At 69.3% G+C, this 23,087-nt stretch carries 23 protein-coding genes and 1 pseudogene; 11 read left to right on the top strand and 13 right to left on the bottom strand.

All coding sequences use genetic code 11. From position 1 onward, the window contains the following. Positions 1 to 327: pseudogene (locus AB0B64_RS59045) on the top strand (hypothetical protein); the annotation flags it as partial. A gap of 560 nt (positions 328 to 887) precedes the next feature. On the opposite strand, the gene AB0B64_RS59040 reads toward AB0B64_RS59045, so the two are convergent. From AB0B64_RS59040 to AB0B64_RS59030, 3 genes are all read right to left on the bottom strand, one after another. Then, a complete protein-coding gene (locus AB0B64_RS59040; protein WP_357961245.1) occupies positions 888 to 1,814 on the bottom strand; it encodes a nucleoside hydrolase in 927 nt (308 codons plus the stop codon). Between the two features lie 241 nt (positions 1,815 to 2,055). Continuing rightward, on the bottom strand, positions 2,056 to 3,018 hold the full coding sequence (locus AB0B64_RS59035; RefSeq protein ID WP_358205600.1) for a zinc-binding dehydrogenase: 963 nt from the start codon (positions 3,016 to 3,018) through the stop codon (positions 2,056 to 2,058). A gap of 44 nt (positions 3,019 to 3,062) precedes the next feature. Next, complete coding sequence (locus AB0B64_RS59030; RefSeq protein ID WP_358205594.1) at positions 3,063 to 3,893, bottom strand: helix-turn-helix transcriptional regulator; 831 nt, start codon at positions 3,891 to 3,893, stop codon at positions 3,063 to 3,065. A gap of 32 nt (positions 3,894 to 3,925) precedes the next feature. On the opposite strand from AB0B64_RS59030, the gene AB0B64_RS59025 reads away from it, so the two are divergent. Next, positions 3,926 to 4,141 (top strand): DUF4253 domain-containing protein, encoded by a 216-nt coding sequence (locus AB0B64_RS59025; RefSeq protein ID WP_358205614.1) that lies wholly within the window; start codon positions 3,926 to 3,928, stop codon positions 4,139 to 4,141. Here the strand turns inward: AB0B64_RS59025 and AB0B64_RS59020 are convergent. After that, positions 4,069 to 4,794, bottom strand: coding sequence for a TetR family transcriptional regulator (locus AB0B64_RS59020; RefSeq protein ID WP_358205588.1), 726 nt, complete (start codon positions 4,792 to 4,794; stop codon positions 4,069 to 4,071). The two genes, AB0B64_RS59025 and AB0B64_RS59020, sit on opposite strands and share 73 nt — an antisense overlap. A gap of 81 nt (positions 4,795 to 4,875) precedes the next feature. Here AB0B64_RS59020 and AB0B64_RS59015 point away from each other — a divergent pair, with 81 nt between their 5' ends. Then, positions 4,876 to 5,805, top strand: a complete 930-nt coding sequence (locus AB0B64_RS59015) for an oxidoreductase (protein WP_358205582.1) — start codon at positions 4,876 to 4,878, stop codon at positions 5,803 to 5,805. 64 nt (positions 5,806 to 5,869) lie between these two features. On the opposite strand, the gene AB0B64_RS59010 is transcribed toward AB0B64_RS59015, so the two are convergent. From AB0B64_RS59010 to AB0B64_RS59000, 3 genes are all read right to left on the bottom strand, one after another. After that, entirely contained in the window at positions 5,870 to 6,253 is a 384-nt protein-coding gene (locus AB0B64_RS59010; protein ID WP_358205576.1) for a hypothetical protein, read from the bottom strand. Positions 6,254 to 6,342: 89 nt separating this feature from the next. Next, a complete protein-coding gene (locus tag AB0B64_RS59005) occupies positions 6,343 to 6,540 on the bottom strand; it encodes a hypothetical protein (protein ID WP_357961263.1) in 198 nt (65 codons plus the stop codon). A gap of 107 nt (positions 6,541 to 6,647) precedes the next feature. Continuing rightward, a complete protein-coding gene (locus tag AB0B64_RS59000; protein WP_357961265.1) occupies positions 6,648 to 7,202 on the bottom strand; it encodes an isochorismatase family cysteine hydrolase in 555 nt (184 codons plus the stop codon). A 117-nt stretch (positions 7,203 to 7,319) separates the two neighbouring features. Between AB0B64_RS59000 and AB0B64_RS58995 the strand changes: the two genes are divergently transcribed. Continuing rightward, positions 7,320 to 7,877 carry a DinB family protein gene (locus AB0B64_RS58995; protein ID WP_357961268.1) on the top strand — a complete coding sequence of 186 codons (558 nt, stop codon included), beginning with the start codon at positions 7,320 to 7,322 and terminating at the stop codon, positions 7,875 to 7,877. Positions 7,878 to 8,009: 132 nt separating this feature from the next. Here AB0B64_RS58995 and ald read toward each other — a convergent pair whose 3' ends face one another. Beyond that, a complete protein-coding gene (gene ald, locus AB0B64_RS58990; protein ID WP_357961271.1) occupies positions 8,010 to 9,131 on the bottom strand; it encodes an alanine dehydrogenase in 1,122 nt (373 codons plus the stop codon). A gap of 208 nt (positions 9,132 to 9,339) precedes the next feature. Between ald and AB0B64_RS58985 the strand changes: the two genes are divergently transcribed. Continuing rightward, positions 9,340 to 10,299, top strand: a complete 960-nt coding sequence (locus AB0B64_RS58985; RefSeq protein ID WP_358205567.1) for an excalibur calcium-binding domain-containing protein — start codon at positions 9,340 to 9,342, stop codon at positions 10,297 to 10,299. Positions 10,300 to 10,314: 15 nt separating this feature from the next. Here AB0B64_RS58985 and AB0B64_RS58980 read toward each other — a convergent pair whose 3' ends face one another. The 3 genes from AB0B64_RS58980 to AB0B64_RS58970 form a co-directional block, all read right to left on the bottom strand. Then, complete coding sequence (locus tag AB0B64_RS58980; protein ID WP_357961277.1) at positions 10,315 to 11,700, bottom strand: NCS2 family permease; 1,386 nt, start codon at positions 11,698 to 11,700, stop codon at positions 10,315 to 10,317. 107 nt (positions 11,701 to 11,807) lie between these two features. Further along, on the bottom strand, positions 11,808 to 12,038 hold the full coding sequence (locus tag AB0B64_RS58975; protein WP_357961280.1) for an EF-hand domain-containing protein: 231 nt from the start codon (positions 12,036 to 12,038) through the stop codon (positions 11,808 to 11,810). Further along, positions 12,022 to 14,235 (bottom strand): molybdopterin cofactor-binding domain-containing protein, encoded by a 2,214-nt coding sequence (locus tag AB0B64_RS58970; protein ID WP_357961283.1) that lies wholly within the window; start codon positions 14,233 to 14,235, stop codon positions 12,022 to 12,024. Before AB0B64_RS58970 ends, AB0B64_RS58975 begins: the two co-directional genes overlap by 17 nt. 93 nt (positions 14,236 to 14,328) lie before the next feature. On the opposite strand from AB0B64_RS58970, the gene AB0B64_RS58965 reads away from it, so the two are divergent. The 5 genes from AB0B64_RS58965 to AB0B64_RS58945 all read left to right on the top strand — a co-directional run bounded on the left by AB0B64_RS58965 (position 14,329) and on the right by AB0B64_RS58945 (position 20,635). Next, complete coding sequence (locus AB0B64_RS58965) at positions 14,329 to 15,831, top strand: helix-turn-helix domain-containing protein (RefSeq protein WP_358205561.1); 1,503 nt, start codon at positions 14,329 to 14,331, stop codon at positions 15,829 to 15,831. 263 nt (positions 15,832 to 16,094) lie between these two features. Next, positions 16,095 to 17,378: a helix-turn-helix domain-containing protein gene (locus tag AB0B64_RS58960; RefSeq protein ID WP_358205556.1), complete on the top strand. Its 1,284-nt coding sequence runs from the start codon at positions 16,095 to 16,097 to the stop codon at positions 17,376 to 17,378. Positions 17,379 to 17,422: 44 nt separating this feature from the next. Beyond that, on the top strand, positions 17,423 to 18,064 hold the full coding sequence (locus AB0B64_RS58955) for a copper resistance CopC family protein (protein WP_357961291.1): 642 nt from the start codon (positions 17,423 to 17,425) through the stop codon (positions 18,062 to 18,064). Further along, a complete protein-coding gene (locus AB0B64_RS58950; protein ID WP_357961293.1) occupies positions 18,061 to 20,037 on the top strand; it encodes a cytochrome c oxidase assembly protein in 1,977 nt (658 codons plus the stop codon). Before AB0B64_RS58955 ends, AB0B64_RS58950 begins: the two co-directional genes overlap by 4 nt. Positions 20,038 to 20,245: 208 nt before the next feature. Further along, on the top strand, positions 20,246 to 20,635 hold the full coding sequence (locus AB0B64_RS58945) for a hypothetical protein (protein WP_357961296.1): 390 nt from the start codon (positions 20,246 to 20,248) through the stop codon (positions 20,633 to 20,635). Here the strand turns inward: AB0B64_RS58945 and map are convergent. Then, positions 20,622 to 21,470, bottom strand: a complete 849-nt coding sequence (map, locus tag AB0B64_RS58940; protein ID WP_357961299.1) for a type I methionyl aminopeptidase — start codon at positions 21,468 to 21,470, stop codon at positions 20,622 to 20,624. The two genes, AB0B64_RS58945 and map, sit on opposite strands and share 14 nt — an antisense overlap. A 32-nt stretch (positions 21,471 to 21,502) precedes the next feature. Here map and AB0B64_RS58935 point away from each other — a divergent pair, with 32 nt between their 5' ends. After that, positions 21,503 to 21,679, top strand: coding sequence for a hypothetical protein (locus tag AB0B64_RS58935; RefSeq protein WP_357961302.1), 177 nt, complete (start codon positions 21,503 to 21,505; stop codon positions 21,677 to 21,679). A 30-nt stretch (positions 21,680 to 21,709) separates the two neighbouring features. Here the strand turns inward: AB0B64_RS58935 and AB0B64_RS58930 are convergent, their stop codons facing one another. Next, positions 21,710 to 23,038, bottom strand: coding sequence for a S41 family peptidase (locus AB0B64_RS58930; protein WP_358205549.1), 1,329 nt, complete (start codon positions 23,036 to 23,038; stop codon positions 21,710 to 21,712). Between the last annotated feature and the right edge of the window lie 49 nt (positions 23,039 to 23,087).

Genomic DNA, 23,087 nt, shown 5'->3' with positions numbered 1-23,087 from the left:
ATCCGCCACCTCATGGAGGAGATCATGAAGTCCGCGTCCACCAAATGGCCGGTCTACAGCCCCTTCGCCCGCGAACACTACGGCCGCGGCAAAGCCGAAGGCAAGGCAGAAGGCAAGGCGGAGGGCAAGGCCGAAGGTAAGGCAGAGGGCAAGGCGGAAGAGGCTGGTAGGTCGGTGCTGCTCGTGTTGGCTGCCCGTGGCTTCGACGTTCCCAACGACATCCACGCCCGGATCGTCACCTGTACGGACCTCGCCCAACTCGAAACCTGGCTCGCCCGAGCGGTCACCGCACAGACCCTCCAAGGGTTGTTCGACGAAGTGGGCTGAGTGCCGGGCCGCCTGGTCGGTGCCGGCTCGATCACCTGCCTCCCTGCGATGACCTTGACCGGATCCCGGGCTCTGGGCCAGCGGCTGCTTCGGCAGGCCTACCGACTCCCGCAAGGTGCGGCATGGAGTGGCCAGGGCGTTCGGCGTGCTCATCCGCTACAGCCATAAAGCCACCGCTCGACGCTGCCACTACCAACGGATCCCAGCCATGATCGCGAAGTGTCACTGAAGTAGTAGTGCTCATCCGCGACAGCGAAAACAGGGCTCTCTTTCTGTGGCGAGCACGGTATTCTCGCGCGCCAATATCACGGGCCGCTCGTTGACGGCCTCCGCACTCGCGGACGCGGCGAAATATGCGACCGGTGACTCGGCGGACACTTCCGGCGAAACCAAACGTTGGTCGGGCTTATCTCTCGCTGGTACATGCGTCACCGTCGAGGTCGTCCAGTGCTTGACGCGACCGGACATGATCCGGCAGCCCAGTAGTTTCACTCCGCCCACCCCGATGAACGGCACGTGCACCCATAGCACGTCGCCTTGCTTGATCGAGCGGGTTCGGTCTACTGCTGTTGCGCCCTTTCGACAGCATCGATCCAGGTCTCGTTGAAGGTCCGGTCGTCCAGGTCGGTGAGCACCTGCGTCCGCCGCCCGTTCGGGTCGCTCGTGAAGCACAACTGCTCTGCTTCGAGGACGGTCCGCAGGCGTTGTTCTTGGACGATGGCCCCGCCCCAGCCGAGCGCCACGGCGCACGCGACCGGGTCCCAGTGGATGTTGATCAAGTCATCGGGCAGTCCCGCATGGGCGCGGCCGAGTTCCGTCATACCGCCATCTATGGCGTAGGCCCTGCATTGGCGGGCGATTAGTTCGCCCAGGGGGCCAGAGGCGGCCACGCGGGGCAGGTGAGCGGCCCGCAGGTGCGCTTTGACGGCGATGGGGAGGGTGACCAGGGTGAGCTGGGCGTGCTCGGCCAGCAGCTGGGCGGCTTGGGTGTCGCACTGTGTGTTCCAGTCCATCTCCGGGCCCCACGCGGGCAGTCCGGGGGCGAGGGTGTGCAGCCATCCGCCCATGGCCACCACCTGCACCCCGTCTAGACGACCGGGCCGGGCCTTGTGCAGCAGAGCCAGGTTGGTGAAGGGCCCGATGGCTGCGATGGTGGCGCCGAGATCGATGCTGCGCTCAAGCAGGTCGATGGCTGCTTCCGGTGGTGCGGGACGGGGGGCTACGGGAACGCCCCAGTACCGCTCGTGATCGAGTAGGGCGCCCACAGGCCCGCCCGTGGTGAGCGATCTTCCTGCGCCGGCGACGACCGGGATGTCCAGGCGCCCGACCAGCTGGAGACAGTGCGCGACGTAACCGGCCCGCCGGCCATCAGGGTCAGCGGTCGTGGTGATGCCGACGATCTCCACGCCGGGCCAGCCCAGAACCATCGCCAGGGCGCAGAGGTCGTCGGGATCCCCGCCCAGGTCGGTGTCGATGTGCAAGCGCATGTCAAGAATCCTGTCGTCCGTCGTGCCTGCCTGCCACGGCTTTTCCGATCGGTCGTCATGGAGACCCGCGAGTGGCTGGAGCACCGCCAGCGGCCGAACCGGCAGGCCACGCATGTGCAGCGGGTCTGTCCCGTGGGGCCGAAAGCCGTGGGGTGGGGGTACAAGCGGGGACGTACAACGGGCGTCGGAGCGCATCCACAGAGAACCGCCTCCGACCTGCTCATGTTCTTTGAGTTAGGCGTCAGATTCGTTCGACTTCGAGCACGAGCTTGCCGGTCGTACGGCCGGACTCGATGCGGCGGTGCGCCTGTGCGGCCTGCTCCAGCCGTAGTGACTCCACCTGCACCCGAAGCTCCCCGCTAGCGGCCGCCGCGACAGCCCGATTCAGCGCCCGACCCGCCTCTGCCGGGAAAGCGGCGGAGAACGCGGCCAGGTTGAACCCGGAGACCGTCTTGTTGGTGAACCACAGTTCGTCGGCCGAGATCCCGACGTCCTCGGCGCCGGAGGCGTTGCCCATCACCACCATCCGGCCCATCGGCGCGAGCAGGTCCAGGCTGGTGCGTCGGGCCGTACCGCCGACCATGTCCACCACGATGTCGAACCGACCGGCCTCGGCCACCTGCTCGCGCAGGACGACCTCGTCGTAGCCGAACGCCTTGGCGGTCTCGATCTTGGCGGGGCTGCCCACGGTGCCCACCACGCGGCCCGCGCCCAGCAACCGGGCGGCCTGGCCGAGCTGGCTGCCCACGCCTCCGGCGGCGGCGTGCACGAGCACGGTTTCGCCTGGTTCGATGCGGGCTACCCGGTCGAGTACGAGGAACGCGGTGGTGCTGTTGGAGGGCAGCGCCGCCGCGATGCCCAGCCCCAGGTCGTAGTCGTCCAAAGGGGCCACCAGGTCGGCGGAGGTGGTCACCACCTCCGCGTAGCCGCCGCTGTCGACGATCGTCAGCGCGGCGACCGACTGGCCCAAGCGCAGCCCCTCGACGCCGGGGCCGAGCGCCCGGATGCGGCCGGACACCTCGATGCCGGGCACGAAGGGCAGCGGTACGTCCACCACGCCCTGCCGGTAGAGGATCTCGGCGAAGTTGGCGCCCGCGTAGGCCACGTCGATGGAGACCTGCCCCGGCCCGGGCTCGGGGAGCTCGACCTCGTCGAGGCGGAGGACATCAGCACTGCCGAATTCGGGAATCGTGATTGCCTTCATGTCTTCCATCGTGGTGGGAAGGCTTTCGGGAAGGCAGTGTCAGCTCATCCTGGGTGTGCCACCACCAGGCTTTCGACCTTCTGCTTGGTGTCGGTGTCGGGATGCGGTGTGTGCAGCACCACGTTGAGGTCCGTACGATCCGGCAGCCGGAACAGCGAATACTCGAAGGTGAGGTTCCCGGCTTCGGGGTGGGTGATCGCCTTGATCCCCTGGGAGCGGGAGCGTACGTCCGGCCGGGCCCACAACTCGGCGAACTCCGCACTGGCGCCGCACAGCTCTTCGGCGATCTGACCGAACACCGGATCGTCGTGATAGCGGGCGGCGCTGGCGCGGAAGTCGGCCACCATGTCCGGGGCGAACTCGTGCCATTCGGTGAACCTGCCGCGGTAGATCGGATGGGTGAAGAACGCCACCATGCAGTTCCGGACATTGTCATCGAATCCGAACACCCACCTGGCCGCGTCGTTCATGGCCAGCAGGTTGTAGTGGCGATCCAGGACGTGCGCCGGATTGGGCATCCATGCGTCCAGCACCGCGCGCAACTGCTCGCTCACCGGCGCACCCGGCCGGCCTGCGGGGTCCGGTGGATTCAGCCCGGCGAGCACGTACAGGTGCGCCCGTTCCGCCTCGTCAAGTTTCAGCACACGGGCGACCGCGTCCAGCACGGCATCGGAGACCTTGATGTCGCGTCCCTGCTCCAACCAGGTGTACCAGGACACACCCACCCCGGCGAGCACTGCCACCTCTTCCCGGCGCAGTCCCGGAGTACGGCGGCGTCCTCCGGCGGGCATGCCGGCGGCGGCGGGGGAGAGAGCTTCCCGCTTGGCGCGCAGGAACTCTTTGAGCTGGTCACGGCGACCTTGACGGGCAGTCACAAAAACACCATAGGCGACCGTAGGCACCGCGGATATCTGCTACACCCGGCAAGGGGATTCAACGAGAAGGACATGCGGATGACCAGATTTCAGGTGCCGGACGGGCTGCGGGGCCGCCTGATCACGCACGCGCGCCGCAGGCCGTCGAGCATTACGCGTTCTGTCCCGACCTGGGTCAGGACAACGACTTCGCAGAGTACGCGGCCGAGATCGTGGATGCTCCTGTCTGGTCCTTCTGGTGGGATTGACCGCAGTGCCGCGGCGCATCCAAGGTTCGCGGTCCAGAGCCTTCGCCATCGACGGTGTCCAGCGCCGGCGCGATCACGGCGAAAGCCTGGTCGATCAGGGCGGTGGGGGCCTCGGAACCGTCGCTGTCGCTCCACCGCCGCAGCACGGCGTCGAAGGCGGTCAGTGCCATCCCGGCCGCCATGTGCGGATACAGGTCGGTCGCGGGGTCGAGCCTCAGCCGGTGGGCCAGTTCCGCCGTCAACTCCGCACGCCACTGCGCCTGGCGCTCCAGGAAACGGGCGAGCAGGGCCGGTGTGTTCAGAATCAGCTGCACCACGCGCAGCGCCCGGTCGGCATGGTCGGCGCAGGCATTGACGGAGATCCAGACGGTGTGCCGCAGTGCGGCCGATGGCGGCTCCTCGGCGGGGCGGGCCGCCAACTCCGCACGCATGCCGGCGCCCATCTCGGCCAGGAACTGGACCACCACGTCCTCCTTTGAAGCGAAATATCGGAAGAACGTGCGTCGGGAAACGCCCGCGGCGGCCACGATCTCGTCGACCGTGACCGCGTCGAACCCTTTCCGGGTCAGCAGATTCAGCGCCGCCTGTGTCAGCTCGTCAGAGACGAGCTGACGTTTGCGCTGGGCCAGGCTCACTTCGGGGCGGATGGTCACCGGCCCATCTTACATCCCATGCCGCTGGTGGCACGGAAGCGCGACTTGACACTCAGTGCCTACAAGGGCAGCGTGTGCCGCGTGACAAAATCCTGGACCTCCGCGCACATTCCGGACCAGACCACACGGACGTTCGTCGTCACCGGAGCCACCAGCGGCCTCGGCCTGGCGACCACCCAAGCGCTCGCCCGCAAGGGCGGGCACGTCATCCTCGCCGTACGCGACGAGCCCAAGGCCCGCCAGGCGGTCGCGAAGATCGTCGCTGAGCAGCCGGGCGCCCGCCTGGAGGTACGCCGCCTCGATCTGGCCGATCTGGACTCCGTCCGCGCCTTCGCCGACGGGTTGCGCTCCGACCACGCGCGGCTGGACGTGCTCATCAACAACGCCGGTGTGATGGCGCCACCCCGTACCCTCAGCGCGCAGGGCCACGAGCTGCAGTTCGCCGTCAACCATCTCGGCCACTTCGCCCTCACCGGCCTGCTGCTCGACCTCTTGGCCGACGGCGACGACCCCCGCGTGGTCACCGTCAGCTCGACCAACCACCGGCAGGGCCGCCTGTTCTTCGACGACCTGTCCGGCGAGCGCACGTACGCGCCGATGAGGTTCTACAACCAGTCGAAGTTCGCCAACGCGGTCTTCGGCTGGGAACTCCACCGCCGCCTGACCGCCGCAGGCAGCCCGGTGGCCAGCATGCTCGCCCACCCCGGCTACGCCGCCACCAACCTGCAGACGAGCGCACCGGTCGGCATGGTGAAAATGCTGTACGGCCGGATCCTCACCCCGCTCGCACAGCCCCCGGACCGGGGCGCACTGCCCCAGCTGTACGCGGCCACCGCCCCGGACGCGTCCGGCGGGCAGTTCTTCGGGCCGGACGGCATGGGCGAATTGCGTGGCGCGCCAACACGGGTGCGACTGGCCCCGGCCGCCGCCGACGCCGAGACCGGACGCCGGCTGTGGGAGTTGTCGGAACAGCTGACCGCTGTGCGGTACGCGCTTCCGGTCACTGGCTGAGTCTGAGCGACACCCCTGCCTCTACAGCTCGCGATCTTCGGGGCCAAGGCAGCGCTTCGGGTTCCTACCCTTCAGGTGGGTTATGGCGTCGACCATGTCGGGGAACGCGTCGAACGGCGGCGAGCCGGCCGGTGAGCGCATGGTCCGGCGCCAGGAGGTGCTCCACCTCCGCTTCGGTGCGTGAGGTCAGCTGCATGAGGCTGCGTCCTGCGGCGGCGAGCTCATCGAGCGCCCGGAGGTTCTCCGGTGCGACGACATCCAGCCGCTCGGCCATCACGTACTCCCGGAGCACCGCCTGATAGACAGGGGCGAAGGTCGTGAGGTCAAGGCCGGGCGAACGCTGTGGCATCGCTTCGAGCAAGGGCTGCCCCCATGTGGACAGGTGCACGGCTCGGGGCATCGGCTCGCGGCCGATGCGCGCCAAAACCTCGTTTTCCAGTTCGAACACACCGCCTCGGTGAGGAGGCGCGCGCGTCCGGTCCCAGGTGAGCCGCGACGGCACGGGCTGGATCTCCGGCGTTCACACCGGAGAGCGCGTCAAGGGTCGACGGTCTCCTCGGACGTGCGGTGGTCGATCCGCAGGTCGGGTGTTGATTCCGCGTACTCCTCGCGGGCGTCGGAGTCGGCGAGGATGCTTGCCGCCTGCTTCTCGGTGTCGTCGCTGCCTGCCGCCTGTTCCTCGGGCAGCAGGTGCTCGGCGCGTCGTCGTATCCGCTCTGCCATGGGCTCGTGCATCACCCCGGCGTACCCGCCGGGGTGTCAGGAAAACAGATGTCAGGGACGCGAACAGCCTCGGATCACTGGGCCGCCCGGCACCCAGATGTCAGGGAAGCGGCCTCGGATCACTTGGTCGTCGCCACCCACTCGGCCACGGTGGTGACGTCCGCCTGGCCGGGGAACACCTTTTCCACGAGCACCCGGTGCACCTCGGGATCGGAGTCGAGGCAGGCGTCGGACAGGACGGTGAGCTGGAAGTCCAGGTCGGCCGCCTGGCGCAGGGTGGACAGCACGACGCCGCTCGTGGCGATGCCGGTGAGGACCAGGTGATCGATGTCGCCTGCCCGCAGGACCATGTCGAGGTCGCTGCCGGCGAAGGCGCTGACCCGCTTCTTCGTGACGACGACGTCGCCAGGTTCCGGTGCCACGTCCGGATGGATCTCCATGGCCTGCTCGTTTCCGCCGATTCCCCCCATGCGGGCGATCGCGCCGAACATCTTGTTGCGGGGACTGATCTCCGCATATCCGGGACGGAACCCGACGGCCGCGTAGATCACCGGGAGGCCGGCAGCCCGGGCGGCGTCGATCGCCTCGCGCAGGCGCGGCAGGTAGGCGGGGTCCGGGTAGCGGTCCACGATGACCCGTTGGACATCCATCACCAGGAGAGCGGTCTTGGCCACTGTCGTCCTTCCGTGAGTTACAGCGAATGGCCATGAGTCTAGGGACCGTTAATCAGTTGTCGGCCGCCAGACGCTTCGCCCAAGATGGCGGCCATGGCAACGACACGACGAGCCGACATGTTCACCGCGGACGGCAAGCCATCTGACGACGACCCACGTGAGAACGGGCCAACGTTGGGCGACGAGCGCACCACGCTGATCGAAAACCTGCGCTGCGCACGCCTCACCTTGGAGATGAAATGCGCGGATCTCGATGCGGAGGCGATGGCGCGGCGTTCCGTCGAGCCGTCGACGATGTCGCTCCTGGGCCTGGTGCGACACCTGGCCGAGGTGGAGCGTGGGACGTTCCGGGTGCTGATGGCCGGACAGGACGTCCCCAAGCTGTTCACCTCCGAGACCGACCGTGACGGTGACTTCGACGGCGCTGTCGCCGACCCCAAGGTCGTGGCGGAGGCGTGGGAGGCATGGCGTGCGGAGGTGGACTTCGCCGAGCGGTTCATGGCCGAGGCGCCCAGTCTCGACATCACCGCCGACGATGCCGCGAATCTGCATGGCAGCGGTGGAGGGTTGATGTCGCTGCGCGAGGCGGCGCTCGGAATGATCTGGGAGTACGCCCGCCACATGGGTCATGCCGACCTGTTGCGCGAGCGCATCGACGGCCGCATAGGTCAGTAGTCGTGAGTAAATCGCCGCGGGAGTGTGCCCCTGGTCCAGGAGGTCAGGGCGCTCCAGCGGTGGACCATGAGGATCGCCAGGCCGGCGTCGAAGGAGTCGCCCGGCACCGGGAGGTGCTCGGCGGTCGCCTCGTCATGCTCGGGTCAGTACGTCTTCCAACGGCGTCCATGTGAACCCGTGGGCCTCCGCCACCGGCCGGCTGGTCAGGCGGCCCTCGTGCGTGCTCAGTCCCAGCGCGAGCGCCTGGTCCTGGCGCATGGCCGGTGCCCAGCCCCGGTCGGCGATGGCCAGCGCGTACGGGAGCGTGACGTTCGTCAGGGCGAACGTTGAGGTGTACGGGACCGCGCCCGGCATGTTGGCCACGCAGTAGAAGATCGACTCGTGCACCTGGTACGTCGGCTCCGCGTGCGTGGTGGGCCGGGAGTCCTCGAAGCAGCCGCCCTGGTCGATCGAGATGTCGACCAGCACGGAGCCGGGCTTCATCCGGCTGACGAGCTCATTGGTCACCAGCTTGGGCGCCTTCGCGCCGGGCACCAGGACCGCGCCGATGACCAGGTCGGCCTCGCGTACGGCGCTCTCGATCTCCAGGGTGTTGGAGGCGACCGTCTGGCAGTGGCCCTGGTAGATCATGTCGGCCTGGCGGAGTTTGTCGATGTTCTTGTCGAGGAGGAGCACCTCGGCCTGCATGCCGAGCGCGATGGCGGCGGCGTTCATGCCCGACACGCCCGCGCCGATCACCACGACGTGGGCCGCGCGCACGCCTGACACGCCGCCCATCAGCACGCCTCTGCCGCCCTGCGAGCGCATCAGATGGTACGCGCCGACCTGCGGCGCGAGTCGTCCCGCGACCTCCGACATGGGGGCGAGCAGGGGGAGGGCGCCGTTCGGCGTCTGTACGGTCTCGTAGGCGATCCCGGTGACGCCCGAGTCGAGCATCGCCTTGGTGCAGGCCCGGGAGGCGGCCAGATGGAGGTAGGTGAACAGGATCTGGCCCTTGCGCATCCGGTGGTATTCCTCGGCGATCGGCTCCTTCACCTTCAGCACCAGGTCGCTCTCGGCCCAGACGTCGTCGACCTGGTCGAGTATGACGGCACCGGCCGCCGCGAAGTCGGCGTCGGGGATCGACGAGCCGAGGCCCGCGTCGTGCTCGACGTGGACCTGGTGGCCGTGCCGTACCAGCTCGTGGACGCCCGCGGGGGTGAGCGCGACGCGGTATTCGTTGTCCTTGACCTCGCGGGGAACGCCGACCTTCATCGAGACTCCTTGAGCGTGGAAACCCCTGCCTTCAGGCGGCGTCACTTTCTTCTCGACCGCCGTAAGGATCCATCGACAATCTGCAGCCCTTTCTCCCATCTTCCCCATTTCTTGCTGGACGATGAGGATCGTTCACCTGATTACCCCGCTACAGCCGGTCCTCGATAGGCTCACCCGCAGCCCGAACGTCAGGATGGGGTCGCCAACGATGGAGAAGCCGGAAGAGCCGCCACCCGCGGAGCCCGGAGAGCCCGGAGAACCCAAGGCCAGCAGATTCACCACCATCGTGTTGATCGTCTCGCTGGTGATCGTCGTGCTCATCTCCGGCGTGCTGGGGACGGTCGCCGTCCTGATGACCAGAAGCCCCGACGCGCCGCTCCTGGGGGGCGTCCCTCCGCAGCGGCTGGCGACGCCGATCCACTTCGCGCCGGTCAGAGACACCAAGCCGGCGCCGTGCCCGGGTGTCACGGCCGTGCTCGACAAGGAGCAGACCACCTGTTACCTGCTGGAGGACGGGGTCACGGTCAACGCCGTGCAGCGGATCGAGGCGGTACGCGAGAAGGACGGCACCTACTCGGTGCGCATCGCGATCGCGCCCGCGTTCAAGCAGAAGGTGTCGGACCTCATCGACGAGCTGGTGACGAACCAGCGGCAGGTGGCGGTCGTCCAGGTGCCCAAGACCGTCCTGGCGGCACCGATCGTCACGCAGCCCATGGACGGCGACAGCCTGAGCATCGTGGGCTTCGACAAGGCGGCGGCCGAGGCCCTGGCCGCGAGCCTGCTCGGCTCCTCGCCGTCGCCCGGAGCACCGACCGGCGGAGCGCCGACCAACGGAGCGCCGACCGACGCCGCCCCGACCGCGGGGGTACCGACGGGTGGAGCGCCGACGGGTGGAGCGCCGACGGGTGGAGCGCCGACCACCACGGGCCAGTCCCCCACGGGCACGACGGGCGTGCCCAACGCGGGAGCGCCGACCTCGGGCGCCTCCGCCCCGGCCAGCCATGCCACCTCTCCCGTCCGGGGCACCCTGGACCCCCACTACGCGAGCTGCAAGGCGGCCGTCGCCGCCGGCGACGGCCCGTACACCAAGGGCGTCCACCCCGAGTACGCCTGGTACCCCGACCTCGACAAGAACAACGTGGCCTGCAACACCGCCGACATCCGCTGACAGCCGGCCAAGCAGCTACCCGAACAGCTCCTCCAGCGCAGTGATCCCGAAATAGGCCAGGAAGATCAGCGAGACCACCCACAGCAGCCACGGAATCTCGCCGAACTTCCCCCGAGCCGCCTTGATCAGTGTGTAAGAGATCACCCCGGCCCCCACCCCGTTCGTGATCGAGTACGTGAACGGCATCAGCGCGATCGTCAGGAACGCGGGCACGGCCAGCTCCAAATCCTCCCAGGGCACGTTCCTGCTCTGCGTCATCATCAGCGCCCCGACCAGCACCAGCGCGGGCGCCGCCGCGGCTGCGGGCACCATCCCGGCCAGCGGCGTGAACAGCAGGGCCAGGCCCAGCAGCGCTCCGGTCACCACGCTGGCCAGCCCGGTCCTGGCCCCCTCGCCCACACCGGCGGCCGACTCGACGAAGACGGTGTTCGCCGACGAACTGGTCGCCCCGCCGATCATGCCCGCGACGCCGTCCACGGTCAGGATCGCGCCCAGCCGCGGCACCCGCCCCTGCTCGTCCACCAGCCCGGCCTCGTCGCTGACGCCGATGATCGTGCCCATCGCGTCGAAGAACCCGGACAGAATCAGCGTGAACAGCACCACGGCCGCTGTCAGCGCCCCCGCGCTCACGAACCCGCCGAACAGGTCGAACCGTCCCACCAGCCCGAAGTCGGGCGCCGCGACCAGCGACTTCGGCACCCGGGGCGTCACCACGCCCCAGGTCCTGGGGTCGATGGTGGCCAGTGAGTTCACGACCACGGCCAGGACAGTAGTCACCGCGATGCTGATGAGGATGGCCGCCGGAGTCCTGCGTACATACAGGACGATCATCAGGAGCAGCCCGAAGCAGAACACCGTGACCGGCCAGCCCGCCAGGTGCCCGGTCGCGCCGAGCTGCACGGGCGTGCCGGAGCCCGCCGCCACGAAGCCCGCGTCGACTAGGCCGATCAGCGCGATGAACAGCCCGATCCCCACGCTGATCGCGTGCTTGAGCGCCAGCGGGATCGCGTTCATGATCAGGGTACGCAGGCCCGTCACGGCCAGGATGACGATCGCGAGTCCTTCGAGGACGACCAGGCCCATCGCCTGGGCCCAGGTCATGTGGGGCGCGGCCTGGTAGGCCACCACCGCGTTCAGGCCGAGCCCGGCCGCCAGCCCGAACGGCGCGTTGCCGATGAACGCCATGAGCAGCGTCGAGACGGCCGCAGCCAAGGCGGTCGAGGTGGTGAGCTGGACGATCGAGAGCCTGGCGCCGGTGATGTCGCGGGCGCCGGCCAGGATGATCGGGTTGAGCAGGATGATGTAGGCCATCGCCATGAACGTGGTGATGCCGCCGCGCACCTCACGCCCGGCCGTCGTCGACCGGCCGGAGAGCTCGAAGAACCTGTCGAGCACGGCCATCCCCCCTCGCGATCAAGGGGGAGTGCCGGATGCCCTACCCGGCCGGGAACGTGATCATCCCTCCGGCCGGTCCCACAAGGCGCCGATCACGCCTCGCAAGGCATCGATCACGCCTCGTGCTTGCCACCACCCACCAGGCCGACGAACTCCTCCAGGCCGATCCGGCCGTCGCCGTCCTTGTCGATGGCGTCGATGAACGCGCTGATCTCCGCGTCGGTGACGCCGTGCCCGCCGAGGGCCGCGTTGACCTGCCTGATCTCGCTGGTCGACAGCAGGCCGTCGCCGTCGGTGTCGAATCGCTCGAACTCTGCCTTGGCCGCGTCACGTGCGCTGGTCATCGGATTCCTCCCCGTAGTCGCTCCGCCCATTAACCAAGGCGATATCTTCCGGTCTGATGGGAACGCGCGTCAACCGCAGTCCGGTCGCCGCCCGCACCGCCGCCGCGATGGCGGGTGTGGACGAGAGCGTGGGCGGCTCACCCGCGCCACGCAGTCCGTACGGGGCGGCGGGGTCGGGATTTTCCAGGATCTTCAGCGCCATCGGCGGCATGTCGAGAATGGTGGGAATCAGGTAGTCGGTGAACGACGGGTTCAGCAGCCGCCCGTCACGCATCTGGATCTCCTCCATCAGCGCCAGCCCGAGCCCCTGCGCCGAGCCGCCGTGGATCTGGCCCTCCAGCGCCTGCGGGTTCATGATCCGCCCCACATCCTGTACGGCGGCCAGCTCGACCACCTTGACCAGGCCCAGCTCGACGTCCACGTCCACCACGGCCCGGTGTACGCACAGGGCGAGCTGGGTATGCGAGTCACCCTGCCCGGTCTCGCGGTCCATCGGGAACGTGGGCCGGTGCCGATACTCCCGCGTCTCCTCGATCGGCCCGTACTTCTCCAGTGCCTCCCTGGCCGGCAGCCCCTCGAAGCGCGCCCGTACCGCCTCGCAGGCCGCCTTCACCGCTCCGCCGGTGACGTACGACTGCCGCGAGGCCGACGACGAGCCCGCCGAGCCCACCGTGGTGTCGGCCGTCGCCACGGTCACGTTCTCGACGCCGAGCTCGGTCCTGGCGATCTGGGCCTGGAGCGTCACCAGGCCCTGGCCGACCTCGGCCGCCGCGGTGTGCACGGTGACGTGCGGCTCGCCGCCGATCAGCTCGGCCCGGACCCGGGCCGTGGAGTAGTCGTCGAAGCCTTCGGAGAAGCAGATGTTCTTGATGCCTACGCCGTACCCGACGCCTCGCCGTACGGACTCGCCGTGGGTGGTCTGCGAGACGCCGCCCGGCAGCGCGCGCAGATCGGACTCCCGGGAGGGCGGCAGCGGCATCGCGGCCAGCTCGCGGAGCATGCCGGCCAGCGGCGCGGGCGAGTCGATGATCTGGCCGGTGACCAGGGACGAACCCTGCGACACCGCGTTGCGCACCCGGATCTCGACCGGCGACAGGCCGCACGCCTCGGCCAGGAGATCCATCTGCGACTCGTACGCGTAGCAAGCCTGCACCGCGCCGAACCCGCGCATCGCCCCGCACGGCGGGTTGTTGGTGTAGACGCCGGTGGCGTCGATCCGGACGTTCGGCACCTCGTACGGGCCGGCGCCGAGCGAGGCGGCGTTGCCGACGACGGCGGGGGAGGAGGAGCAGTACGCGCCGCCGTCGAGCAGGATGTCGGCCTTGACGTAGACGAGCTTGCCGTCACGGGTGGCCCCGTGCTCGTAGCGCATCCACGCGGGGTGGCGGTGTACGTGGCCGTAGAACGACTCCTCGCGGTTGTAGACGATCTTCACGGGACGGTTCAGCCGGAGCGCCAGCATGCAGGCGTGCGCCTGCATCGACAGGTCCTCGCGGGCGCCGAACGCGCCGCCGACGCCCGACAGCGTCAGCCGTACCTTCTCCGGCGGCAGCCCGAGGCAGGGGGCGAGCTGGTCGCGGTCCACGTGCAGCCACTGGGTGGCGATGTACAGGTCCACGCCGCCGTCCTCGGCGGGGACGGCCAGGCCGGACTCGGGGCCGAGGAACGCCTGGTCCTGCATGCCGACCTCGTACTCGGCCGACACCACGACGTCCGCCTCGAAGGTGTCGCCCACCCGCACCGGCTGATGTCGTACGAAATTTCGGGACTCACGGGGGTCTGTCACGGCGGGACGGGGCTCGTACTCGACCACGATCGCCGCCGCGGCCCTGCGCGCGGTCTCCGGATGGTCGGCGGCCACCAGCGCGACCGGCTCGCCCTGGTAGCGGACCTGGTCGATGGCCAGCACGGGCTGGTCCTTCAGCTCCAGGCCGTAGAACTTCTCGCCGGGCACGTCCTCGTGCGTCAGCACCGTGAACACCCCGGGCATCGCCAGCGCGGGTCCCACGTCGATCGAGCGGATCCACGCCGAGACGTGCGGGCTGCGCAGCGTCACGCCCCACGCCATGCCATCGAGCCACAGGTCGGAGGCGTAGGCGAACTCGCCCGTCACCTTCAGTGTGGCGTCCGGCCGCTGGGCGCTCTCACCCACGCCCATGGACTCGAGCCGCCGCGTCTCGCTCGACGTTTCGGTCATTCTCCGAGTAGAGCACCAGCGTGGCGGCGGTCCTATGCGCGTGACGTTAAATCCCGGTCAGAGCTTGACGGGCCGACTTGTATATTCCTCCAAGTGCGCATCAGTGACCTGCTGGCCATCGGCGAGCTGCGCCTCAGGCTCCTGACCGGCGACCCGGCCAAGGAGTTCACCGGCGTGCACATCACCGACCTGCCCGAGCCGGGGCGCTACCTGTCGGGCGGCGAGCTGGTGCTCACGGGGATGATGTGGCGCACGTCACCGGACGACGCGGCCCGCTTCGTCGCCGCGCTGGCCGAGGCCGGGGTGGCCGCGCTCGGCGCGGGCCAGGCGTGGCTCGGTCATGTTCCCGACGACCTCGTGGCGGCGTGCGCGGCGGCCGGGCTGACGCTCGTCGAGGTGCCCACCGAGGTCTCCTTCCGTACGCTCGCGGAGCTCGTCGTGCCCCGCCTGTCCGGCGACGCGCGCGATGCGCTCGGCCGTCACCGCAGGCTGCTCACCGCCGTGGCCGAGGGCGCCGCGCTGCCCGAGCTGTTCGCGCTGACGGCCGCGGAGCTGGGCGTCACGGGCGCCGTCGTCTCCGCCACCGGCCGGGTGATCGTGGGTTCCGCCGAGGATCCGGTACGGCTGGCCCGCGCGTACCTGACGGCGTCCCGGCTGCCCTGCCGCGTCGGCGAGCACACGATCTTCGGCGTCGGGCGTGGCCACCGGGCCGCGGGCTGGCTGCTGGCCTGCGACGGCGACCTGCTGGACCGGCCCGACATCGGCTACGAGCTGGCGGCCTGCGTCGCGGTCGAGCACAGCCGGATGGAGGAGGGGCGCCGGGTCGAACGGCGGCTGGCCGAGCAGCTCGTCACGGCCGCGCTGGCGGAGGCGGGCCCGGCCGAGCTGGACGCCAGGCTTCGCACCTGCGGGCTCGACGCCGCCGAGCCGTACGCGATCGTGAACGCTACCGTCCTCACGGCGGGTAGGCCAGGCCTCACCATGGGTAGCTCGGGCGAGCAGGGTCCGGCGGCGCTGGGCGGGCAGGTGGTGGAGGAGCTGCTGGCCCGCGAGGTCGTCGCGGCGGTATGGACGGACGGCGCGGTGGCTTTGGTGCCGCTGCGGGGCTCGACGGCGAGCGGGGTGGCCGAGCAGCTGAGTGCCGGGGTGGAGGTGCTTTCCGCGCTGCCCGGCACGCGGGTCTGCGTCGGGTTGAGCGGCGCGCTCACCGGCGCGGTGGCCGTGAAGGGCGGGGTCGAGGAGGCCGGGCACGCCAGGCGGCTGGCGGAGGTGCGCGGCGGCGGGGTGGTGACGAGTGACGAGATCTACACGCACGCCCTGCTGCTGGCCACGACCCCTGGCGACGTGCGGCGCTCGTTCGCCGGTCGGTTGCTCGGGCCGCTGCTCGACTACGACGGGCGGCACCAATCGGAGCTGGTACGTACTCTCGGCACGTTCCTCGACTGCGCCGGCTCATGGAACGCGTGCGCGGAGCGGATGCACGTGCACGTCAACACTGTCCGTTACCGGATCAAGCGGGTGGAGGAGCTGACCGGCCGCGATCTGTCGACGATGACAGACCGGGTCGACTTCTTCCTGGCCCTCCGGGCAGGCTGAAGCGATTACGACAAGCGACGCCATGATCGCGTTGAGTTGCTGATGACATCATCCGGTCAAGCGGTCAATGATCACCTAGCAGCATATTGGGACATCAAAGCTGACAGCAGGAGACGATTGGGCGTTCGCAGTCGTAGCATTGCTTCCTGCGACCAGTACGGTCGCAGCCATGGCAGCAAGTGCGGACAAGATAAGACGCATACGCATGTGGGGTCTCCCTCGCCTATGGGTAGAGCGTTTCATCATCTCAAGGAGCGGCGACTGTGACCACATCTGACCTGGTCGGACTCCGGATTAAGACGGTTCGGCGACAGCGTGGCCTGTCGCAGGCGCAACTCGCGCACCCCGAACTCTCGGATAGCTACGTCTCCTTGATTGAGAGTGGCAAGCGTACCCCGACTCCCGCGGTCCTGGAGTTGCTGGCTCAGAAGCTGGACTGCTCGCTCTCCTATCTGGTCAACGGCGTGACGGCCGAGCAGATGGAGGACATCGAACTCGCCCTCGGCTACGCGCGGCTGGCCCTGGAGAACGGTGAAGTCTCCGAGGCCCGCACCCGCTTCGCCGAGCTGATGGCGAACAATAACCTGACAGGTCTCACGTCTCTCCGTCAAGACACCGAATTCGGGCTCGCCCTGGCCACCGAGGCATGCGGTGACCTTACCGGAGCCATCGCCATCCTCGATCGGATCAACCAGGAGGACATCCCGGCCGACCGCCGCATCGAGGTGTCCATCGCCCTGTGCCGTCTCTATCACAGGAGCGACAGGCTGACCGAGGCCGTCGCGATCGGTGAAGGCATTCTGGGCGGCGCGAGCCGGCCGGCCTGGTCCGACCTGACCATCGAGCTGGGCGCCACCCTGCTGGGCGCGTACATGCTGCGCGGGGATCTGCTGCGCGCCCGCCAGTTCGCCGCCGAACTGCTGAACGCGGCCGACCTGCTCGGCACGCCGAGATCGACGGTCGCCGCCTGCTGGAATGCCGCCGTCGTCGCCGAGACCACCGGACATGGCGAGGAGGCCCTGGGCTTCGCCGAGCGGGCGCTGGCCGTCCAGTCGGAGTACGGTCAGCCGCGCAACCTCGCCAGGATGCGCAACGCGTACGCCGCGCTGCTGCTCAGGGTCAGGCCGTCGGCCCGCAAGGAGGCCCGCCAGCTGCTCATCAAGGCCGACCAGGAACTGGCCCAGTCTTCCGCCAGCACGGCCGACCGCGCCGGCTGCCTGGTGGAGCTCGGCCGCGCCGAGATCCTCGACGGCAACTATGAGCAGGCGATCAGGTACGTGCGGGCCGGCACCGAGTTGCTGCCCGAGACCGCCAAGACCCTGGGCGCCGAGCTGCGCCTCATGCTCAGCCGCACCTACGGTGGGGTCGGCAGGTTCGGCGAGGCGCAGCACGAGCTCGACATCGTGCGCCAGTGGATCAGCCCGCTGCCCGACACCGGCAAGGTCGCCTCCACCTGGTACGCCGCCGCCGAGACCATGGAGCAGCTGGGCGACGCCGACAACGCCGTGAAGGCCTACCAGCGCGCGCTGGCCTGCGCGGGCCTGTAGCGAGGTCAGGACCGGGCGGCGACGTCGGTAGCCTTGGGGATGTCATGAAGAGATCCCCGTTCGCGGCTCTCACCGCGTTCCTCGCCGCCCTGGTCCTGCTGGGCACCGCCGGACCGGCCCTGGCTCACGACGCTCTCAAGAGCAGTGACCCGGCCAAGGGCGCCACGGTCGAGTCCGTCGACGAAGTCAGGCTCGAGTTCACCTCGGGCGTGCGCATCCCGGTCGTGGTCGTCCGCGGCGCCGAAGGCACCGCTCACCAGAGCGGCGATCCCCGTGCCGACGGCAAGGTGGTGACGCAGGAGCTCAAGGGCGCGTTGCCCGATGGGAAATACACGATCGCCTACCGCGTCGTCTCCTCCGACGGGCACCCGATCGAGGGCGAGATCCCGTTCACGGTCAAGGGGGCGCCGTCACCCTCGCCGTCGTCCTCGCCGAGCGCGCCGTCAGCGAGCGCGCAGTCGCAGGCGCCCGTCACAGAGGCTCCGGCAGCCCAAACCCAGGCCCAGGCTGCGGCTTCGGCCGCGCCGGCCGAACAGGCGGGTGCCGCCTCGACGTCGTTCCCCGTGTGGCTGATCGTCGTGGTCGGCGCGCTCGTCGGCGTCGGCATCGGCTTCCTGCTCAGCGCGCGGCAGAAGCGGCCGACCGGCCCGCGTACAGATTCGCCCAGAGACGAGAAGAAACCGTGACCAGGGCCGCGCGTCTCGCGCTCGCGGCGGTGGGGGCGGCGCTCGTCGCCCTGGTGATCGCCATGGTCGCCGGCGGCGCGGCGTTCCCCCGGATCATCGCCGGCCTGCCCGACGCCGGGCCGATCACCCGATGGGGGCTGCCGGTCTCCAAGCTGTGGATGGACGCGGCCGGCGTGGTCACCATCGGCCTGCTGCTGACCGCCGCCCTCCTGCTGCCCAACGACAAGGGCCTGCTGGGCAAGACCGCGCTCGGCTATGTCAAGGCCGCCTCCTGGAGCGCGCTGTCCTGGGCCGCCGCCGCGTTCGCCGCGATCATGTTCGGGGCGGCCGACTTCTTCGCCCGTCCGGTCACGGAGATCTTCGAATCCAACTACCTGACCGGCTTCGCCACCCAGTTCGGCCAGGGCATCGCGCTCACGCTCGTGGTGCTGTTCGGGGTGGCCATCGCGCTGTTCTCGCGGGGTGCCATCACCGCCGGGGCCGCGGCCGGCCTGCTGGTGCTCGCGCTGGCCACGTTGCTGCCGCCCGCGCTCACCGGTCACTCCTCCTCCTCGCCCAACCACGACCTGGCCACCTCGGGGCTGGCGCTGCACCTGCTCACGCTGTCGCTGTGGGTGGGCGGTCTCGCGGTGGTGGCCCTGCACGCCGTACGGAAGCTGCCGCAGCTGGAGATCGCCGCGGCCAGGTTCTCCAGGCTCGCCCTGTGGTGCTACATCGGGGTCGGCGCGTCCGGGGTGTTCAGCGTGCTGGCCCGGCTGACCTCGGTCTCCGACCTCTGGACGTCGGCGTACGGCGTGCTGATCGTGGCGAAGATCATCGCGTTCGTCCTGCTCGGCTACGTGGGCTGGTGGCACCGGCAGCGCACACTGGCCGGGATGGGCGCCGGCCGCCATGGCGCGTTCACCCGGCTGGCCTGCGGTGAGCTGCTGCTCATGGCCGCCACCATGGGCCTGGCCGTCGTGCTCTCCCGCACCGCGCCGCCGCCGGTCAGCTTGCCCGCCGACCGGGCCTTCGACCTGCTCGGGTTCCCGATGCCGCCGCCGATCACGATCGGCAACCTGGCCTCGCTGTGGTGGCTCGACCTGTTCTTCGCGGTGGTCGCCGCAGTTCTGGGCGGCCTGTACGCCGCCGGGGTCATCAGGCTGATGCGGCGCGGCGACAGCTGGTCGTGGGGCCGCACCGCCGCCTGGTTCAGCGGGGTGGCGCTGCTGGTCGTGGCCACCCAGAGCGGTGTTGCCCGCTACGCCAAGGTCATGTTCGACGTGCACATGGTCGAGCACATGACGCTCTCCATGGTCGTGCCCATCCTCCTGGTCCTCGGCGGCCCCGTCACGCTGGCGCTGCGCGCGCTCAGGCCGGCCGCCAAGCGCGGCGACCGGGGGCCGCGCGAGTGGCTGACGACGATCCTGCACAGCGGGTTCGTCAAGGTCGTCGGCCATCCGGGCATCGCGACGGCCATCTTCATCGCCTCGACGTACGCGCTGTACTTCACGCCGCTGTTCGAGTCGGCCATGGAGGAACACCTCGGGCACATCTTCATGACCCTGCACTTCCTGCTCAGTGGCTCGCTGTTCTTCTGGACGATCATCGGGGTCGACCCGGCGCCGCACCGCCTGCCGTACGTGGGCAAGTTGCTGGTCCTCTTCGTCACGATGCCCTTCCACGCGTTCTTCGGCGTCGCGCTGATGATGACCGGCACCGTACTGGCCTCCGGCTGGTACGACCAGCTCGGCCGTACGTGGGGCGGCCCGCTGCTGGAGGAGCAGCAGAACGGTGGCGCGATCGCCTGGGGGTTCGGCGAGATCCCGACCCTGATGGTGCTGCTGGCGATCGCCATGCAGTGGTACCAGGACGACGAGCGGCAGGCGCGGCGGGCGGACCGCAAGGCCGATCGCAGCGCCGCGGGCGACCCCGAACTCGCCTCCTACAACGCCTACCTCGCCAAGCTCAACAGAAGTGACAGGGCCGAGTAGCCGTTCGGCCACGGCCTTCTATCCTCCACCGCGCGTAACCGAACCGCCGGGTAGCCTTGCTCGCAGGGGAGACGGGCATAACCTCATGAGCTGTGTGCGTAAGGCCCGAGGGGGGAAGTGCGCGCACGCGCATGGGGACATCGGTATGGGGGCCGGTGCGTGCCCCATGTGCTCAGAGAGGCGATCAGAGTTGTCGAAAGAGACGCGCATGCGCGGGGGGCAAAGCCTGGCGGAGGCGCTGGAGACCTACTTGGCGGAGTGGTCGGAGCGCACGGGCATCGCCGTCGAGACGTGGGCGCTGCCCTCGACCGACGTGCCGTCCCGCATTGGGGCGGGCGTGCTGGCCGCCATGCGCGAGGCCCTCGGCAATGTCGAGGCGCACAGCGGCGCGAGCCTTGTCTCCGTCGCGGTGACCTCGGGCAGGGACGGCCTCCGGATGACGATCCGCGACCACGGCCGGGGCTTCACCACGCTCAGAGCGGGCCGCGGCATCGCGCGGATGCGGGCCACGTTCACCGAACTAGGCGGGAGCCTGTCGGTCACCGGCACGCAGGGCGAGGGCACCACCGTCAGCGGCGTGGTGCCTAGGCGAGGGTGAGGATCTCACTGCCCGTGTCGGTCACCACGATCGTGTGCTCGAACTGAGCCGTGCGCTTGCGGTCCTTGGTCACGGCGGTCCACTTGTCGGGCCAGATGTCGTAGTCGATCGTGCCCAGCGTCAGCATCGGCTCGATCGTGAACGTCATCCCCGGCACCAGTTCGACCCGCAGCGACGGGTCCTCGTAGTGCGGCACCATCAGGCCCGAGTGGAAGGTGGTGCCGATGCCGTGCCCGGTGAAGTCGCGCACCACGCCATAGCCGAACCGCTTGGCGTACGCCTCGATGACCCGGCCCACCACATTGAGCTGCCGGCCCGGCGCGACCGCCTTGATCGCCCGCATCATCGCCTCGCGGGTGCGCTCCACCAGCAGCCGTGACTCCTCGTCGACCTCGCCCACCAGGTAGGTGGCATCGGTGTCGCCGTGGACGCCGCCGATGAAGGCGGTGATGTCGACGTTGACGATGTCGCCGTCGCGCAGCACGGTGTCGTCGGGGATGCCGTGGCAGATCACCTCGTTGATCGAGGTGCACAGCGACTTGGGGTAGCCCTTGTAGCCGAGCGTGCTCGGGTAGGCGCCGTGGTCGACAAGGAACTCGTGGCCGATCCGGTCCAGCTCGTCGGTCGTGACACCGGGCTGGATGTGCTTGGCGACCTCGGCCATCGCCTGCGCCGCGATCCGGCCGGCCACCCGCATCCGCTCGATCATCTCCGGGGTTTTGACATCGGATTCGCCGGTCTTGGGATGCTTCTTGCCGACGTACTCCGGCCGCTGGATGTGCGCGGGGACCTTTCGAATGGGCGAAACTCGCCCTGGCTGGAGCAATGTCGTCATGAAAGGCAAGTCTACGGGGCAGGATTGATCCCGTGAGCGATGGCCAGTGGTGGTTCTGCCTCAAGCACATGCGCGTCGAGCCCGACCAGGGCTGTCCTAACAAGGACCGGATGGGCCCCTACGAGACCGAACAAGAGGCGGCCGGCGCCCTGCAGCGTGCCGCCGACCGCAACAAGGCGTGGGACGAGGCCGACGAGGACGACGACTAGGCCGCAGATCCAACGTTCGGGCTCGCGGACCTACAGCGACGCGAGCGCCTTCGCCACGCCCGGGTCGCGCCCGGTGGCCAGGTCAAGGGCGGTCATCGGGGCGTAGTGATCGACCGGCACACCGATCGTGTCGATGATCTCCCGGGCCGGCCCGAGGTGCCGCACCTTGGGCAGCAGCAGAAGGCTGCCGTCGTCGAGGAGATAACCTTCGGCGGGGCCGGAGATGGCACCCGCGGTGCGGGTCCCGATGAGGGGGCCCAGGTTGTTGTCCTTGACGGCCGCGCTGAAGTCCTCGCAGGCCGAGGCGCAGCCCCGGTCGGTGAGGACGACGAGGCGCAGGCCGAGCAGCGGGACGGTGTCGTCGGTCCGGTTGGGCACGCAGTCTCCCTGGAGCGGGCAGAAGTAGCTGGTGATCTTGCCGTGGGCGAACGCGCCGAGCAGCCGGGTCACCTCACGAGGCGACCCGCCGCCGTTGCCGCGCAGGTCGAGGACCACCGCCTTCGGTGCGCCCTGGAGCTTGGCGATGACCTGATCGGCGGCCCCTTCGAAGAAACCGGGCAGCTGGACGTACGCGACGCCGCCGGGAAGCGTCTTCGATGTCACCACCGGAGGCTGCCTCGTGATGGGGCCCTCCTTGAGGTCGACGGTGCGGATCCGTCCCGTCGTGGGGCGCTTGAGCGTGAGCTTCACCGGGCCGGAGGTGGTGAAGGCGTCGACGATGCTCTGGTTCACGGTGTTCCCGATGAACGCCGGCACGCCGTTGACCTTGACGATGATGTCGCCGGGTCTGATGTCGGCCTTGGCGGCGGGGCTGCCGGGCAGGACACGGGTGATGAACAACGGCGGCTTGGCCGCCGGGTCGAGTTCCGGGCCGTGCTCGGCCGACACGCCCACGATGCCCGTTCCGGTCGGCCCCCCTTCCGGCGGGGGAGTCGGCCTGACCGCGCGGGCGTGGTTGTCGTGCAGCCCGGCGACCATTCCGGTGATCGCGGCGCGCAGCGCGGACACGTCACCCGCGCCGAGGACCTGCGCGAAGGCGGCCCAGTCTGTGTCGCGGTTCCCGGTCAGCTCGGGCAACCGGAGGTCGGCCCGATCGGCGTCGCGCCGCATCAGGTCCTGGGTGTAGGCGGCGAAAGCGCTCTTCAGCAGGGCCTTCGGGTCCATGACCGGACCGCTGTAGTAGTTGTCCAGCACGCAGAAGTACGCCTGCCGGAGTGTGTTCACCGAGGTGGGCGGCGCCGATTGCGGCGGCGGCGCCGTGGCGGCGGTGCAGCGGTCGTCTGAGGCGGCCGGCGAGGACGCGGGTGCGGACAGGGCGCAGGCCGCCGTCAGCACGGCGGCGCAGAGGTTTTTGATCATGGCTGTCATGGTGGCCGGAAGCGGGTTGCACGGCCGTGAACGGATCCGT

The organism is Nonomuraea sp. NPDC049129, from assembly GCF_040648495.1.
In the GTDB taxonomy this organism is placed as follows: Bacteria; Actinomycetota; Actinomycetes; order Streptosporangiales; family Streptosporangiaceae; genus Nonomuraea.
The sequence above is the reverse complement of the archived record's forward strand: the minus strand, read 5'-3'. Positions and strand labels throughout refer to the sequence as shown.

What these genes read in the sequence shown, in the direction of transcription:
- AB0B64_RS58980 (WP_357961277.1), bottom strand. Translation starts at nt 11,700, where the DNA reads ATGGCCGTGCTCGACAGGTTCTTCGAGCTCTCCGGCCGGTCGACGACG.
- ald (WP_357961271.1), bottom strand. Translation starts at nt 9,131, where the DNA reads ATGAAGGTCGGCGTTCCCCGCGAGGTCAAGGACAACGAATACCGCGTC.
- AB0B64_RS58975 (WP_357961280.1), bottom strand. Translation starts at nt 12,038, where the DNA reads ATGACCAGCGCACGTGACGCGGCCAAGGCAGAGTTCGAGCGATTCGAC.
- AB0B64_RS58970 (WP_357961283.1), bottom strand. Translation starts at nt 14,235, where the DNA reads ATGACCGAAACGTCGAGCGAGACGCGGCGGCTCGAGTCCATGGGCGTG.
- AB0B64_RS58955 (WP_357961291.1), top strand. Translation starts at nt 17,423, where the DNA reads ATGAAGAGATCCCCGTTCGCGGCTCTCACCGCGTTCCTCGCCGCCCTG.
- AB0B64_RS58930 (WP_358205549.1), bottom strand. Translation starts at nt 23,038, where the DNA reads ATGATCAAAAACCTCTGCGCCGCCGTGCTGACGGCGGCCTGCGCCCTG.
- AB0B64_RS59040 (WP_357961245.1), bottom strand. Translation starts at nt 1,814, where the DNA reads ATGCGCTTGCACATCGACACCGACCTGGGCGGGGATCCCGACGACCTC.
- AB0B64_RS58995 (WP_357961268.1), top strand. Translation starts at nt 7,320, where the DNA reads ATGTTCACCGCGGACGGCAAGCCATCTGACGACGACCCACGTGAGAAC.
- AB0B64_RS58985 (WP_358205567.1), top strand. Translation starts at nt 9,340, where the DNA reads ATGGAGAAGCCGGAAGAGCCGCCACCCGCGGAGCCCGGAGAGCCCGGA.
- AB0B64_RS59005 (WP_357961263.1), bottom strand. Translation starts at nt 6,540, where the DNA reads ATGCACGAGCCCATGGCAGAGCGGATACGACGACGCGCCGAGCACCTG.
- map (WP_357961299.1), bottom strand. Translation starts at nt 21,470, where the DNA reads ATGACGACATTGCTCCAGCCAGGGCGAGTTTCGCCCATTCGAAAGGTC.
- AB0B64_RS59035 (WP_358205600.1), bottom strand. Translation starts at nt 3,018, where the DNA reads ATGAAGGCAATCACGATTCCCGAATTCGGCAGTGCTGATGTCCTCCGC.
- AB0B64_RS58945 (WP_357961296.1), top strand. Translation starts at nt 20,246, where the DNA reads ATGCGCGGGGGGCAAAGCCTGGCGGAGGCGCTGGAGACCTACTTGGCG.